The sequence below is a fragment of the Staphylococcus arlettae genome (genome assembly GCF_002902345.1).
Lineage (GTDB): Bacteria > Bacillota > Bacilli > Staphylococcales > Staphylococcaceae > Staphylococcus > Staphylococcus arlettae.
This window is the reverse complement of record NZ_PPQB01000012.1, coordinates 185,404-200,133: the sequence shown is the minus strand read 5'-3', so window position 1 is coordinate 200,133 and position 14,730 is coordinate 185,404. Positions and strand designations below refer to the sequence as shown.

Annotated in this window: 12 protein-coding genes; 10 read left to right on the top strand and 2 right to left on the bottom strand. The window is 36.9% G+C overall.

Going from position 1 to position 14,730, the window contains the following annotated elements:
- Positions 1-409: 409 nt before the first annotated feature.
- Positions 410-1,900 (top strand): allantoin permease, encoded by a 1,491-nt coding sequence (allW, locus tag CD036_RS06925; protein WP_021459482.1) that lies wholly within the window; start codon positions 410-412, stop codon positions 1,898-1,900.
- Positions 1,890-3,251, top strand: coding sequence for an allantoinase AllB (gene allB, locus CD036_RS06920; RefSeq protein WP_103388266.1), 1,362 nt, complete (start codon positions 1,890-1,892; stop codon positions 3,249-3,251). The genes allW and allB overlap by 11 nt, the downstream gene beginning before the upstream one ends.
- Before the next feature lie 96 nt (positions 3,252-3,347).
- Here allB and CD036_RS06915 read toward each other — a convergent pair whose 3' ends face one another.
- Together CD036_RS06915 and CD036_RS06910 are read right to left on the bottom strand one after the other, a co-directional pair.
- Positions 3,348-4,595, bottom strand: coding sequence for a Zn-dependent hydrolase (locus CD036_RS06915; protein WP_002510710.1), 1,248 nt, complete (start codon positions 4,593-4,595; stop codon positions 3,348-3,350).
- Between the two features lie 18 nt (positions 4,596-4,613).
- The gene (locus CD036_RS06910; RefSeq protein ID WP_021459479.1) at positions 4,614-5,432 is read right to left on the bottom strand and encodes an alpha/beta hydrolase; all 819 of its coding nucleotides are present in this window, start codon (positions 5,430-5,432) and stop codon (positions 4,614-4,616) included.
- Between the two features lie 168 nt (positions 5,433-5,600).
- Between CD036_RS06910 and allC the strand changes: the two genes are divergently transcribed.
- From allC to arcC, 8 genes are all read left to right on the top strand, one after another.
- The gene (gene allC / locus CD036_RS06905; RefSeq protein ID WP_002510708.1) at positions 5,601-6,833 is read left to right on the top strand and encodes an allantoate deiminase; all 1,233 of its coding nucleotides are present in this window, start codon (positions 5,601-5,603) and stop codon (positions 6,831-6,833) included.
- An 85-nt stretch (positions 6,834-6,918) separates the two neighbouring features.
- The gene (gene allE, locus CD036_RS06900) at positions 6,919-7,707 is read left to right on the top strand and encodes a (S)-ureidoglycine aminohydrolase (protein ID WP_002510707.1); all 789 of its coding nucleotides are present in this window, start codon (positions 6,919-6,921) and stop codon (positions 7,705-7,707) included.
- 15 nt (positions 7,708-7,722) lie between these two features.
- A complete protein-coding gene (allD, locus tag CD036_RS06895) occupies positions 7,723-8,754 on the top strand; it encodes an ureidoglycolate dehydrogenase (RefSeq protein WP_002510706.1) in 1,032 nt (343 codons plus the stop codon).
- Between the two features lie 115 nt (positions 8,755-8,869).
- Positions 8,870-9,919: an ureidoglycolate dehydrogenase gene (allD, locus tag CD036_RS06890; RefSeq protein WP_103388265.1), complete on the top strand. Its 1,050-nt coding sequence runs from the start codon at positions 8,870-8,872 to the stop codon at positions 9,917-9,919.
- Positions 9,920-9,934: 15 nt separating this feature from the next.
- Complete coding sequence (fdrA, locus tag CD036_RS06885; protein WP_002510704.1) at positions 9,935-11,695, top strand: acyl-CoA synthetase FdrA; 1,761 nt, start codon at positions 9,935-9,937, stop codon at positions 11,693-11,695.
- Between the two features lies 1 nt (position 11,696).
- Entirely contained in the window at positions 11,697-12,962 is a 1,266-nt protein-coding gene (locus CD036_RS06880; RefSeq protein WP_002510703.1) for a YlbE family protein, read from the top strand.
- Complete coding sequence (locus CD036_RS06875) at positions 12,959-13,750, top strand: oxamate carbamoyltransferase subunit AllH family protein (protein WP_021459474.1); 792 nt, start codon at positions 12,959-12,961, stop codon at positions 13,748-13,750. The genes CD036_RS06880 and CD036_RS06875 overlap by 4 nt, the downstream gene beginning before the upstream one ends.
- On the top strand, positions 13,743-14,693 hold the full coding sequence (arcC, locus tag CD036_RS06870) for a carbamate kinase (RefSeq protein WP_021459473.1): 951 nt from the start codon (positions 13,743-13,745) through the stop codon (positions 14,691-14,693). The genes CD036_RS06875 and arcC overlap by 8 nt, the downstream gene beginning before the upstream one ends.
- The last annotated feature ends 37 nt before the right edge of the window (positions 14,694-14,730 follow it).

Genomic DNA, 14,730 nt, shown 5'->3' with positions numbered 1-14,730 from the left:
GTTAACTTGTGTAATTTTAACAATAAATTAGCGCAAACGCATGTAATTGTCAGTATAAGAATTCCACTTAAATCTAAAGTTGTATGTTATAACAGCGATTTAACGTAGAAATATTTTACGAATATAATTTGTGACTTTGTCTAATAAAACCTCTCTATTAGTTATATACTTTAATGTTGCAATATTCCACTATTAATTTTAATCATGAAATAATTTATATACCATATTTGTGAGAACTGATAAAAAATCATGCTATATAAAATGAATTTTACACCTGTTTTGTTCGAAATACATAATTTTCTTTGAAAGAAATGTCAAAGCGGACAAAGAAAAACGCTTACAATCGTAATAAACTAATAGATAAAGATTATATAGTCAATAGCTTGCTAAAGCAAAGGAGATATAGCTAATGGAAAGACAGGGGAACCAAGAGCGCTACGATAAAGCGTTTTTCGAACGTCGTGGCTACAACAAGGATATTATGCCGAAAATGGCTGATCAAAGAAATAACTCTGCTTTTAACTTCTTCACGTTATGGATGGGAGCAGTACATAATATACCTAACTATACCGCTGTTGGAGGGTTCTTATTAATTGGACTATCACCACTTCAGGTGATGTTTGCTTTAATATTCAGTTCATTTATTATTGCATTATTACTCGTGGTTAATGGCTATGCTGGTTCAAAATATGGCATACCATTTGCGATGCAATTACGTGAAACATACGGCGAGTATGGTGCGAAATTACCAGGTATTTTACGTGGTGTTATTGCTGGTATCGGCTGGTTTGGTTTACAAACTTTTGCTGGGTCACAAGCACTACTTATTTTGTTAAATAAAATGATTCCGGGATTTAGTGATATTGGTAACGGTGCACAAATTCTCGGTATTTCAATTCCAGGATTAATTGCTTTCTTGATTTTTTGGGCGATTAGTTTTGTAATCGGTTTCGGCGGTGGAGATATTTTAAATAAATTCACTGCAGTATTAAACCCATTAATATATATCGTCTTTGGCGGTATGGCAATATGGGGCTTTATGGTAGCTGGCGGTTGGAACAATATTATGGACTATGATATTGCGACTAAAGAAACAGGCATTATTTATCCAGCTATTTTATCGTTCTTCCTAATTTTTAACTCATTATTGGGTGTTTGGGCAGGACCAGGTTCAAGTGTTGCTGATTTCACACAAAATGCGAAATCGACTAAAGCACAAGTCGTTGGGCAAATTTCAGGTATTGTAGTCGCACATATTTTATTTGCCGTAGCGAGTGTGTTTATTATTATAGGTGGTTCGATTTATTTAGGACACCAAGAATGGAATATCCTAGTTATTATTAATGAATGGGATAACTTCTGGGCAATTTTGATTTCAACGGGTGTACTATTAATGACAACTATTTCTACCAATGCGACAAGTAATATTATTCCAGCTGCTTATCAATTGAGTGCACTAATGCCAAAATTGGTGAATTACAAGCGCGGAGTAATAATTGCTTCTGTGGCAAGTGTGTTGATAATGCCATGGAAGTTAATGGAAGAAGAAGATAGTATCTTCCTATTCTTGAATGCAATCGGAGCGATACTAGGACCAGTTGCTGGTGTGATGATTGTCCATTTCTTTATCGTCAAACGTTGCCAGATCGATATCGATGCGTTGTATTTTGACCTTTATGATAAAAACATAAAAATAAAGCGTTTTAATATTTCAGCATATATTGCAACGATTGTCGGTGTAGCAATTTCACTGCTTGGTTTCTTACCTGGCTTTACAGTGATTTCAGATTTCTCATGGTTTATTGGATTTATCATCGCTAGCATTGTGTATATTGTATTGCATTTTGCATTAAAGAATTTTCCTAAAAATAAAAAAGGAGTGAAGTATCATGAAGTATGATTTATTAATTAAAAACGGTGTAGTCATTTTAGAAGATGGTGCTCAAAACGTTGAAGTTGGTGTGAAAGACGGAAAAATAGCAGCCATCGGACAAGATTTAGGCGAAGCTACTCAAATTATAGATGCTGAAAATCAAATTGTTTCTCCAGGTATGGTTGACGCGCATGTGCATATTACTGAACCAGGTGGAGGTTATCGTGATGGCTGGGAAGGCTATGATACTGGTACACGTGCAGCTGCAAAAGGAGGCGTAACTTCATTTGTAGAAATGCCTTTAAACCAAGTTCCAGCTACAACAGATAAAGCGTCAATTGATGAAAAATTTGATGCAGGTAAAGATGAATTATCTGTGGACGTTGCAAGTTATGGCGGTTTAGTACCATATAACTTAAACGGTGGTATCCAAGAATTAGATGAAGCGGGTGTTGTTGCATATAAAGCCTTCTTAGCTACTTGTGGAGACCGTTCAATCGAAGGTGATTTTGAAAACGTTGATGATTATTCATTATACGAAGGTATGAAACAAATTGCGAAAACAGGCAAAATTTTATCTATTCACTCTGAAAATGCTACAATTACAGATCGTTTAGGTGAAATTGCTAAAGCAAGTGGTGAAACTTCATTGAGTGCTTATGTAGATAGCCGTCCAGTATTTACTGAAGTAGAACCTATCCGTAAAATTATTTTATTTGCTAAAGAAACTGGTTGTCGTGTACATATCGTACATGTTGCTTGTGAAGAAGGCGTAGATGAAATTGTCAAAGCACAACAAGAAGGTGTCGATATTACATGTGAAACATGTACACACTACTTATACTTCTACAAAGAAGAATTAGATGCCATTGGTCCAGTTGTTAAATGTTCTCCACCAATTCGTGAACAATCACGCTTAGAAGGTATGTGGGAACGCGTATTTAATGGGGACATTGGCTTTGTAACATCAGACCACTCTCCATGTACGCCTGATTTAAAAGATACAACAAATGCTTTCGAAGCATGGGGCGGTATTGCAGGATTACAAAACAACGTAGATGTATTATTTGATGAAGGTGTGCAAAAACGAAATATGTCATTAGAAAAATTTGCAGACATTATTGCTACTGCACCAGCGAAACGCTTCGGTTTAACTGACAAAGGTAGTATTGCTCTAGGTAAAGATGCTGACTTCGTATTTATTAAACAAAATGACGCTTATACATTACAAGCTGAAGATTTAGCTTATCGTAATAAAATGAGTCCTTATATTGGCCGTGAAATTGGTGCGCAAGTAACAAGAACAATTTTAAGAGGACAAGAAATTTATAGCAAAGAGAATGGCATTTCAGATAACAAAATTGGTCGCTTTATTTAGGATCTAAGATAAAGTAAAAAAGCTTTCTATGAGTTACATCATAGAAAGCTTTTTTGTCTGTTTATAATAAGTTGAATTAGAACTACTGTTCCATAGTTAAGTGAGCACTGTGTCTGCTTGTGCTAAGTCAATCGTGGTTGCGATTAAAACATCAATCCCTTTAGCAATTTGTTCTGTAGTGACAGATTCATCTGGTGAGTGACTAATACCTGCCTTACATGGAATGAAGAGCATGCTAGTAGGGCAAATATCAACAAAATTCATCGCATCATGCCCAGCACCGCTATACATATAACGATAACTATATCGTAATGTTTCACAATGTTTTTCGGAAATAGCACCAATAGTGCTGTTAAAGGTACCTGGTTGATCCTGACCTAAATCATTAAGGTCATAAGTGATATTACGATTATCACAGATGGCAGTAATTTGTTGTTGGATTTTAGTTACTACTTTTTCACGTATAGCTACTTCTTTCCCTCGTATATCAATAAGCAATGATACTTCACCAGGTATAGCATTCATAGAATTAGGATAGACATTAGCATAACCGACAGTTGTGACGATGCCTTGATTGTGATACATGTTGCCAATGGCTTCGATTTGTAAAATGATTTCTGCCGCAGCTGTTAATGCGTCTGAACGCATCGGCATAGGAGTGGAACCAGAATGGCTTGTGACACCATGAAGCGTAAGTTTGAAACGATGTGGTGCTGCTACATGAGTGACGATGCCGATATCTTTCTCTTTGTTTTCTAAAATGGGTCCTTGTTCAATATGCAATTCTAAAAAGGCTTTAATGTTATTACGTTCAAATAATGCAGCTTTACCGTGCATATCTTGAGCAAGTGGTTGAACGATATCATATAGAATATTACCGTCATTGTCTTGGATATCTTTCATATCATCCCTTGTCATTTTACCGGTTAAATATTTACTGCCTAAAGTAGCTTCATTAAAACGAGTAGATTCTTCACAAGCAAATGCAATAATAACAATAGGATGATCTGTTTCGATTTGATGCTGGTTGAGATGCTCTACCATTTCTAGTGCAGCGATAACTCCAAGTAGTCCGTCATACTGACCACCGTCTGTCACGGTGTCAATGTGAGAGCCAACAATGACTGGTTGTAATTCAGGGTAACGCCCTTCGCGTCGTGCAATAACATTACCAAAGAAATCAAAATAGACATCAAGTCCAGCTTTTTGACATAGCATCGAAAACTTTAAAGCAGCAAGACGTTCTTGATGTGTAAATGCTAAACGATTAATCCCTCCATTTACGGGATTACGGCCGAAATCATTAAATCCTTTAAAGTTTGCCATGACATTTTGTATATCCATGACACATCACCTCTTTGTTTAATTAGTTAAAGTAGCTAAAAAATCCAAACATTCTTGATAAATTGCAATATTGTAATCATTCACAGTGCGATCGAAATCATGCTCATCTAATGCTAATCGTTTAACTTGTGTTACTGGGATATGCTGCGCGAGATAATCACTTTCACTTATTGGTACATCAGGATCACCAGAACAATGCACAATAAATGTTGGTGGCAATTGTTGCAATTGCTTTGGTGCTAAATTATAGGCACTATCTGTAGAGGTTTGAATTCCTAAATAGTTAAGCCATTGAGCTGCACCACGTGCATGTAGATAAATAGGATAACGTGCTTGCATAGGTCCAGTTACTAAAGGTGAATCTTGTATTAGTTGCTGCAACATATCAGCTGACACTTGAGTTGATAGTGTTTGATAGGTTGGATGTGGTCTTAAGAAACTAGGTACATGGACTCGACTGTAACCATAAAAGTCCATTATACCAGCGACTTGACGTTGACTTGCAACTTGTAATGCAAGGTAGGCACCAGCAGAGCGCCCAAAAAGTATTAGAGGTAATTCAGGATACAGTTGTGCTACAAAGTCTAGACCAGCAAGCGCATCAGCAATAATCGTATCGATATTACTTTCTGGTGCTAAGCGATAAGACAACATAACGAGATGATAGTCAGTTGTAATTAGGTCTTGATAAGCTTGGGGTAAATCATTGGGTTGTCCAAAGATTAATCCGCCACCGTGGTAATAGACGACGACACCTTTAGCTTGTGAGCCTGTTGCTTCTATGATAGTGATAGGTAATTCAAAGTTATCTTTTGTAGTGATATATTGATGATACACAACAAGTCCTCCTAAATAGATTTTGTTAAATTTATTATCTCAAATTAAATTTTCTAAGTATTTGTGTAATTCGAATAAAACTAGGATCTATTATTGTTAATTATGTGAATGATAACTAAAATGTAAACGCTTATAATAGAATATGCAATAGAAAGGGAGTTGAATTTGATGGATATCAAATCCTATTTTGAAGCTTTAGATAAAAAATTTACTGCATTTGGTGGTTTAGAAGGCGGCGGAATTACACGTCTCCTATATTCAACTGAATGGTCAAATGCTGTACAAGCATTAAAAGAAACATTAGAGCAAGACGGATTCGAAGCAGAATTCGATAGTATTGGGAACTTAAAAGGGAAATTGGTTGGAAGTAAGTACCCTGAAGAAACAATCATGTCAGGTTCTCATATTGATACTGTAGTAGAAGGTGGACATCTTGATGGGCAATATGGCGTTCTTGCTGCATTGACAGCAATGCAAGCGTTGAAAGCAGAGTATGGTCAACCGTTACGTTCATTAGAGCTTTTAGCACTTGCAGAAGAAGAGGGTAGCAGATTCCCATACGCTTTTTGGGGAAGTAAAAACTTTTTCAACTTAGCTAATAATGCTGACGTCGAAACAATTAAAGATGGTAATGACGTCGGTTTTGTAGATGCAATGCGTCAATGTGGTTTTGATTTCCGTTCAACAGACAACATCTACGACCATATTAAAGCATTTGTTGAGGTGCACATTGAACAAGGTAAAGTGCTTGAAACAGAAGAAAAATCTATCGGTGTAGTTAATGGCATCGTAGGTCAAAAGCGTTATACGGTGAACTTAAAAGGTGAGGCTAATCATGCTGGAACTACGCCTATGGGGTTACGTAATGATGCTGTCGTAGCATTTAGTAAAATTGCTAGCCAACTCACAGACAGAGTAAGAGAAATTGGCGATCCATTAGTACTAACATTTGGACGTGTAGACCCAGTACCGAATACTGTTAACGTTGTCCCTGGTGAAGTTACATTCTCGATTGATTGTCGTCATATCGACCAAGATGCATTAAATGCATTTGCAGAAGAAATAGAAAAATGTATTAGCGATGTTGCACAACAAGAAGGCGTCAACTTTGACATCGACTTATGGATGGACGAAGCACCAACACTTATGGATGATAAGTTAGTGCAAACAATCGGTGATGCTGCAACACATGTTGTAGGCGAAACAGACTATAAAACAATGCCTTCAGGTGCAGGTCACGATTCACAAATCTTTGCCAAATATGTACCAACAGCTATGATGTTTGTGCCATCGATTAATGGTATCAGTCATAATGTTGAAGAAGAGACACGTATTGAAGATTTAATCAAAGGTGTAGAAGTGTTAAAACACGTTTTATATAAACTGGCTTACGAAGAATAATTAGTTAGCGCATGAGTTTGAGCTACTAATACACAAATTTTTAATGCAACAATAATAAATAATTAGATAAAGGAGCATTATATTTATGGGTTACTTAAATCATAATCAAGGATATAGAGAAGGATTATTAGAAACACGTTCAGTTATTAAAAAGGACAACTATGCTGTTATTACGCCAGATGGCTTAGTTAATAATGTTGTTCCAGGTTTTGAAGACTGTGATGTAACAATTTTAGGTACGCCTAGATTAGGTGCACGTTTCGTAGATTACATCGTTACATTAAAAAACCAAGGTGGTAACACTCAAGGATTTGGTGGCGATGGTGTTCAAACATTTATTTATGTTGAATATGGAAATATTAACGCGTATGCAGATGATACAAAATACGAATTATCTGCAGGTGGCTATTTATATGTGCCAGCACATCAAGTAATGACATTTGAAAACAATAACCAAAATGAAGATAGCCGTGTATTCTTATACAAAAAACGTTACCAACCTCTTGAAGGTTATACACCAGAAGTTGTTTCAGGTAACGTGAATGAAATGACACAAGAACCATATGAAGGTATGGCAGAGGTACGTATTTTAGACTTATTACCAAAAGAGTTGGCATATGATATGAACATTCATATTTTAACATTTGAGCCAGGAGCTTCACATGGCTATATTGAAACTCACGTACAAGAACATGGTGCTTACGTATTGAGCGGTCGTGGCATGTACAATTTAGATAACGAATGGCAACCAGTAGATAAAGGCGACTATATCTTTATGGGAGCTTATGCACCACAAGCAACTTATGCTGTAGGTCTTGATGAACCATTTGCGTATATCTACTCAAAAGATGCTAATAGAGATATCGAAATTTAAGGAAGGTTGTTAAGCATGAGTGAAGAAGCATTAGTATATGTCGAACGTAATGAACTACGCGAGTTATTTAAGACCAAATTAGTCAATGCGGGTCTACCTAATTATTTAGCTGATAAGACTGCTGACTTAATGATTTTTGCTGATGAGCGAGGTATTCATTCACACGGCTCGGTCCGCACGCAATATTATGCTGAACGTATTGCTAAAAAAGGGCTGAACCTTGATCCACAATTTAACTTCGAGCAAACAGGTCCTTCAACAGGTACGTACTTTGGCGATAATACTGTCGGTCATTATGTAGCATATGAAGCGATGGAAAAAGCAATTACCCTTGCAGAAGACAGTGGTATTGGCATGGTAGGTGTGAAAGAAATTGGCCACAGTGGTGCCATTGGTTACTTTGCAGAACAAGCAGCAAAACGTGGTATGGTCGCGTTAACTGTATGTCAATCAGACCCAATGGTCGTACCATTTGGTGGTACAGAACCGTATTTTGGTACTAACCCAATTGCATTTGCCGCACCTCGTGAAAATGGTGAACCTATCTTATTTGATATGGCAACAACAGTGCAAGCGTGGGGCAAAATCTTAGACGCACGTTCTAAAAATAAATCAATCCCAGACACTTGGGCTGTAGACAAAAATGGAGAGCCTACAACGGATCCATTTGAAGTTGGTGCATTATTGCCAGTGGCAGGACCTAAAGGCTATGGATTAATGATGATGATTGATATTCTATCCGGCAGCCTTCTAGGTTTACCATTTGGTAAGCACGTAACTTCTATGTATGAAGATTTATCTGAGTATAGAAGATTAGGACAATTCCATATTGTTATCAACCCGGCATTCTTTGGTGATAAAGACCAATTTTTAAAACAAGTTTCAGAAATGGTAGAAGAATTACATGCGATTAAACCGGCTAAAGGTTTTGACCAAGTATACTACCCAGGTGAAATACAAGAAGAAGTGAAAGCACAGTATAAAGAGAGTGGCATTCCAGTTGCTCAAAGTATATATGACTATTTACAGTCAGATGATATTTATTAATAGTGCAGAGTAAAGACTCGAAACTACATATAAATTGCATCTAGTACCATGCATAACACTTCTGATGATTTAGCATTTGACAACACTTATTGAGTACAACTAAGGAGGAATGGATATGCGTGTAACAAAACAACAATTATTTGATTTAATGAAAAACAAACTAGTCAAAGCTGGTTTAAATGAAGATGCTGCTGCAGATGTGTCAGATGTTTTAACTTTTGCTGATCATCGCGGTATTCATTCACACGGTGCTGTGAGAGTTGAATATTACTCTGAACGTATCGCCAAAGGTGGTATTACAGCACATCCGAATTACCACTTTGAACAAACAGGTCCATCTACTGCCGTTTTTGAAGGCGATAATGGCCCGGGTCATCAAGCGGCAAAACAAGCAATGGAAAAAGCAATTGCAATGGCTAAAGAAAATGGTGTTGCTGTTGTTGGTGTTAAAAACATCTCACATAGTGGAGCTTTAGGCTATTTTGTAGAAATGGCAGCCGCAGAAAATATGGTTGGTTTAAGTATGTGTCAATCAGACCCAATGGTCGTACCATTTGGAGGTACTGAACCATACTTTGGTACTAACCCAATTGCATTTAGTGCACCGACAAATGACGATCGTATCGTTACTTTTGATATGGCAACAACAGTGCAAGCATGGGGCAAAGTGTTAGACGCTCGTGCGAAACATTTAGCGATTCCTGATACATGGGCTGTTAATGCAAACGGTGAGCCTACAACAGATTCAAGAGATGTCCATGCATTAGTACCAGTTGCTGGTCCTAAAGGTTACGGTTTAATGATGATGGTAGACATTTTATCAGGTAGTTTGTTAGGTGTACCACACGGTGTTCACGTTTCTTCTATGTATAAAGATTTAACTAAAGGTCGTGATTTAGGTCAGTTACACATAGTAATCAATCCTGCATATTTCACTGATTTGACTCAATTCAAAAAACAAATGACTACAATGCTAGATGAACTTAAAGCACAACCAGCGGCAGAAGGTTACGGAGAAATTTTCTACCCAGGAGAACGCGGACGTTTACGTAGTGAAAAGTATGATAAAGAAGGCATCGAAATTGTAGATGATATTTATGATTATCTGATTTCTGAGGATGTACACTACGATCGTTATCATGGAAAAAATAGATTTACAGAATAATATTGGAGGAACAATATGTTACACACAATAATTAAAGAAAATACGTACCAAGATTCAATTGTTTTAATGTTGTTATCTAACAAATTATCTTCAATTGAAGGTATCAATCAAGTATCTATTATGATGGGAACACCAGCAAATAAAGATATTTTCAAATCATCTGGTTTAGGTACAGATGAAATGGCTGCAGCTAAACCAAACGACATCATTATCGTTGTTGATACTGAAGATGCGGCTAAAGTTGATGAGGTCAATGAACAAGTAGATGCTGAATTAAAAGGTAAAGCAGAAAGTGCAGATAGTGGTCAAAAGCAAGACGAAGTATCTAACTGGAAACGTGCTTTAGAAGTTGCGAAAAACCCTAACTTGGCATTGATATCTATACCTGGTCAATACGCAGCAATGGAAGCGGAAAATGCTTTAAACAATAATTTAAATGTATTTATGTTTAGTGACAATGTAGCTAAAGACGATGAAGTTCGTTTAAAACAATTAGCGAATGACAAAGGTTTAGTAGTTATGGGTCCAGACTGTGGTACAGGTATTATTCACGGTATACCTTTAGCATTCACAAACATTGTGAATGAAGGCAATATTGGTGTTGTAGGAGCTTCAGGTACAGGTATTCAAGAAGTAACAACAATTATCGACCGTATGGATAAAGGTGTTACAAACGCTCTAGGTACTGGAGGTAGAGACTTATCTACTGAGGTTGGTGCTATTACGATGCTAGATAGTATTAAAGCATTAAATCATGACCCTAAAGTTAAAGTTATTACAGTTATTTCTAAGCCACCAGCTAAAGAAGTGGAAGAAAAAGTGTTAAATGTTTTAAGAAATATTGATAAACCAGTAGTGACATTATTCCTAGGTGCTAAACCAACATATACTGAAGAAAATATTTATCACGCATATACATTAGATGAAGCAGCACAAGTATCTGTACAATTAGCTAACGATGAAACACCAAGCTTTAAACCATCAGTATTAGATAATATTTCTTTAACTTTATCTGCACAACAAGATGGCATTAAAGGCTACTATTCAGGTGGAACATTAGCATCTGAAGCAGCAATGTTAGTCAAAGATACGTTAGGAGACGCTTCTGAAGGTGAAACACCAGAAGGTTATTCTTATAAAGGTGGTAATCATGAAATTATCGACTTAGGTGATGACATGTACACTCAAGGTAAGCCACACCCTATGATTGATCCTTCTAAGCGTATCGAAATGTTAGAAACTTCATCTGACGATCCTGCAACTGCAGTAATTATGTTGGATAATGTAATAGGTTATGGCAGTCATGATGATATGGCTAGTCAATTAGCACCTACAATCAAGAGTGTGCTTGCAAAAGTTCAAGAAGCAGGAAGATCACTTGCGATTTTAGCCACAGTTGTTGGTACAGAGCATGATAAACAAGGTTACCAAGACCAAATTGATATCTTAAAAGAAGCAGGCGCTGTTGTTTGTGCAACAAACGATGAAATGGTGCGTACTGCATTACACTTAATCGGTAAAGATGTAGCACAACCACAACGTGAACTACGTTCATTTGAAGCACAGTCAGTAGACTTAACTGTGGATGAAAAAGTTATGAACTTAATTAATACGAAACCAAGTGTTATCAATATTGGATTACAAAGTTTCACAGAAGCGATTCAAGCTAGTGACGCAGAAGTAGTGCAATTTAACTGGCGTCCAATTGCCGGTGGAGACGAAAAATTAATGAAAGTACTACAGTTTTTAAATAACTATGAAGGGGAGACAGTTTAACATGGGATACAAAACTATAGATGAAGCGAATCAGGCTGTTATCGACAAAATGATTGCTGCAGCGCCATTTTTAGTAGATGTGGTACCAGCAAAATCAAAAATTCCTGAACTTACTGACCATGTACTATTACATGCTGGTCCGCCAATTCAATATGAGAACATGACAGACCCAATGCAAGGCTCATGTGTAGGTGCAATCCTATTTGAAGGCTGGGCAAGCAATGAACAAGAAGCTCGTAAATTATTGGAAAATGGCGATATTACTTTTATCCCATGTCACCATGTAAATGCAGTAGGGCCAATGGGTGGTATTACATCTGCTAATATGCCTGTTCTAGTAGTAGAGAATAGAGAAAGTGGCAACGAAGCATATTGCCAAATGAATGAAGGTATTGGTGCTGTGCTACGTTTCGGTGCTTATAACGAAACAGTAGTTAATCGTTTGCATTGGATGAAAGATGTCTTAGGTCCAGTGTTGAGTAAAGCATTAGCACAAATGGAAAGTGGTTTAAACGTTAACGTATTAATTGCCAAAGCAATTGCTATGGGAGACGAATTCCATCAACGTAATATTGCTGCATCATTAGCGTTCCTTAAAGAATTAGCACCTATCATTTCAGAATTAGAAGACATTGAACCAGCAAAACGTACCGAAGTTATTCAATTCTTAGCTGATACTGATCAATTCTTCTTAAATGTTGCAATGGCAACTGGTAAAGCAATGATGGATGCAGCAAGACAAATCCAACACGGTACTGTAGTAACAGCTATGTGTCGTAATGGGGAAAACTTTGGTGTACGTATTGCAGGTATGGGTGATGAGTGGTTTACTGCACCTGTTAATACACCAGAAGGATTATACTTTACAGGTTACTCTGCAGATGATGCTAATACGGATATCGGAGATTCAGCAATTACTGAAACAATCGGTGTCGGTGGTATGGCTATGATTGCAGCACCTGCAGTAACACGCTTTGTAGGTACTGGTGGATTTGATGATGCATTAAGTATTAGTAACGAAATGACTGAAATTTGTATCGGTGAAAATCCTAACTTCTCAATCCCAACATGGAACTTTAAAGGTGCATGTTTAGGTATTGATGCACGCAAAGTTGTTGAAACTGGAATAACTCCTGTAATCAATACAGGTATTGCACATAAAATTGCTGGTTACGGTCAAATTGGAGCAGGTACAGTACATCCTCCAATTGAGTGTTTCGAAAAAGCAATCACAGCCTATGCACAAAAGTTAGGACTTAGTGTGTGATTTTACGCGCACAAGCAATTGGACGAGTAGCTTATGATTATTTAGTACAACGTAATACATGGACAGTGCATAGTATTTTCAATAAGGGTTTTAATATAATTACTAAAAACAATCAATTAATATTTATCGGGACAACAGAAAATGGAACATTTCCGTTTGGCATTGTCGTGGATAGCCAAACGCGAAATGAACTCCTCGCCCAAATTGTTGTAGGACAAGAGATTAAGGTAGGCTATAGTACGCTAGAATTCAATTCAGCCTACCAACTCTTTTGGCGTCTCGAAACGATATTAAGTGAACACCCACCCCACAATCAATATTTAGAAGACCTCACAGAAAATATAACTACTTTCGATTTTTCGGAGTATGAAGATTCGGATTTTGATTTTGCAACGATGCGTCGATTCATTAACGCCTTAACAACAACAGATAAAATGACTGTTGAACAAATGTTACGCTATGTTATTGGAAGAGGCCAAGGGCTAACTCCTACTGGTGATGATATTTTAACAGGCATTTTATTCATTCATTCCATCCAACCGTATATAGAAACGCTTCATTTAGAAACGTTAAGGCAATTATTGGATGAAACACTAACGACACGCGTTTCGGAAACATTTCTACACTGTGCACTCAATGGATTATTTAGTTCGAAAGTCAAAATTTTACAAGATGAGCCATTTATCGTCCGTTTGAACCAACTGCTTGAAGTTGGTTCATCTTCTGGTAAAGACACTTTGTATGGCATTTATATATCATTAACTTTAAGGAGTGAAACGTATGGATAAGCGAGTCGTACTTGCTTTAGGTGGTAACGCAATTTTACAACCAAAACAAGAAGCTTCATACGAAAATCAATATAATAATGTGTTCTCTGCTACACGTAAAATGGCAGAAATGAAAAAAATTGGTCACAATGTAGTGATCACTCATGGTAATGGACCACAAGTAGGTAATATTATTGCCCAAAATGAAGCAGCTAAAGATATTGTAAATCCATTGCCGATCAATGCATGTAACGCAGAATCACAAGGATTTATTGGTTACATGATGGAAGAAGCTCTAAAAAATCATTTAAATGATTTAGATATGGATAGCGATGTAGTAACATTGTTAACAATGGTAGAAGTAGATAAAAATGATTCTGCTTTTGATAATCCAACGAAACCGATTGGTGTATTTTTCGATGAAATTGAAGCGAAACGTTTGGAAAATGAGAAAGGCTTTGTCATGGTAGAAGATGCTGGTAGAGGTTATCGTCGTGTAGTACCTTCACCAGAACCACTTGTTATTCATGGCGTAAGACAAATTAAAAACCTTATTGACCAAGCAATTGTTATTTCATCTGGCGGTGGAGGAATTCCAGTCTATCGCGATGACAATGGTACCATCCAAGGTGTAGAAGCTGTAATTGATAAAGACCGTTCTGGCTTGAAATTAGCTGAACAAGTCGAAGCTGATACATTTATGATGTTAACGGATGTTTCGAATGTATACATTAATTTCGGAAAAGAAAATGAACAAAAATTAGAAACTATTTCAGTTACTGAAGCGAAACAATACGTAAGTGAAGATCAATTCCCAGCAGGTAGTATGCTACCAAAAATTGAAGCAGCGATTCAATTTGCTGAAATGGGTAAAGAGGCAATCATTTGCTCACTAGACGAAGCTATTGAAGCTTTAGAAGGTAAAGCAGGTACACGTATTGTCTTAGAAAAAGCAACAGTTTAAGTTATTTATATAGGCAGCTTACGAATCGATCAACATT

Coding starts and splice junctions, on each gene's coding strand:
- allW (WP_021459482.1), top strand. CDS start 410: ATGGAAAGACAGGGGAACCAAGAGCGCTACGATAAAGCGTTTTTCGAA.
- fdrA (WP_002510704.1), top strand. CDS start 9,935: ATGTTACACACAATAATTAAAGAAAATACGTACCAAGATTCAATTGTT.
- allD (WP_002510706.1), top strand. CDS start 7,723: ATGAGTGAAGAAGCATTAGTATATGTCGAACGTAATGAACTACGCGAG.
- allE (WP_002510707.1), top strand. CDS start 6,919: ATGGGTTACTTAAATCATAATCAAGGATATAGAGAAGGATTATTAGAA.
- allB (WP_103388266.1), top strand. CDS start 1,890: ATGAAGTATGATTTATTAATTAAAAACGGTGTAGTCATTTTAGAAGAT.
- CD036_RS06915 (WP_002510710.1), bottom strand. CDS start 4,595: ATGGATATACAAAATGTCATGGCAAACTTTAAAGGATTTAATGATTTC.
- allC (WP_002510708.1), top strand. CDS start 5,601: ATGGATATCAAATCCTATTTTGAAGCTTTAGATAAAAAATTTACTGCA.
- arcC (WP_021459473.1), top strand. CDS start 13,743: ATGGATAAGCGAGTCGTACTTGCTTTAGGTGGTAACGCAATTTTACAA.
- allD (WP_103388265.1), top strand. CDS start 8,870: ATGCGTGTAACAAAACAACAATTATTTGATTTAATGAAAAACAAACTA.
- CD036_RS06880 (WP_002510703.1), top strand. CDS start 11,697: ATGGGATACAAAACTATAGATGAAGCGAATCAGGCTGTTATCGACAAA.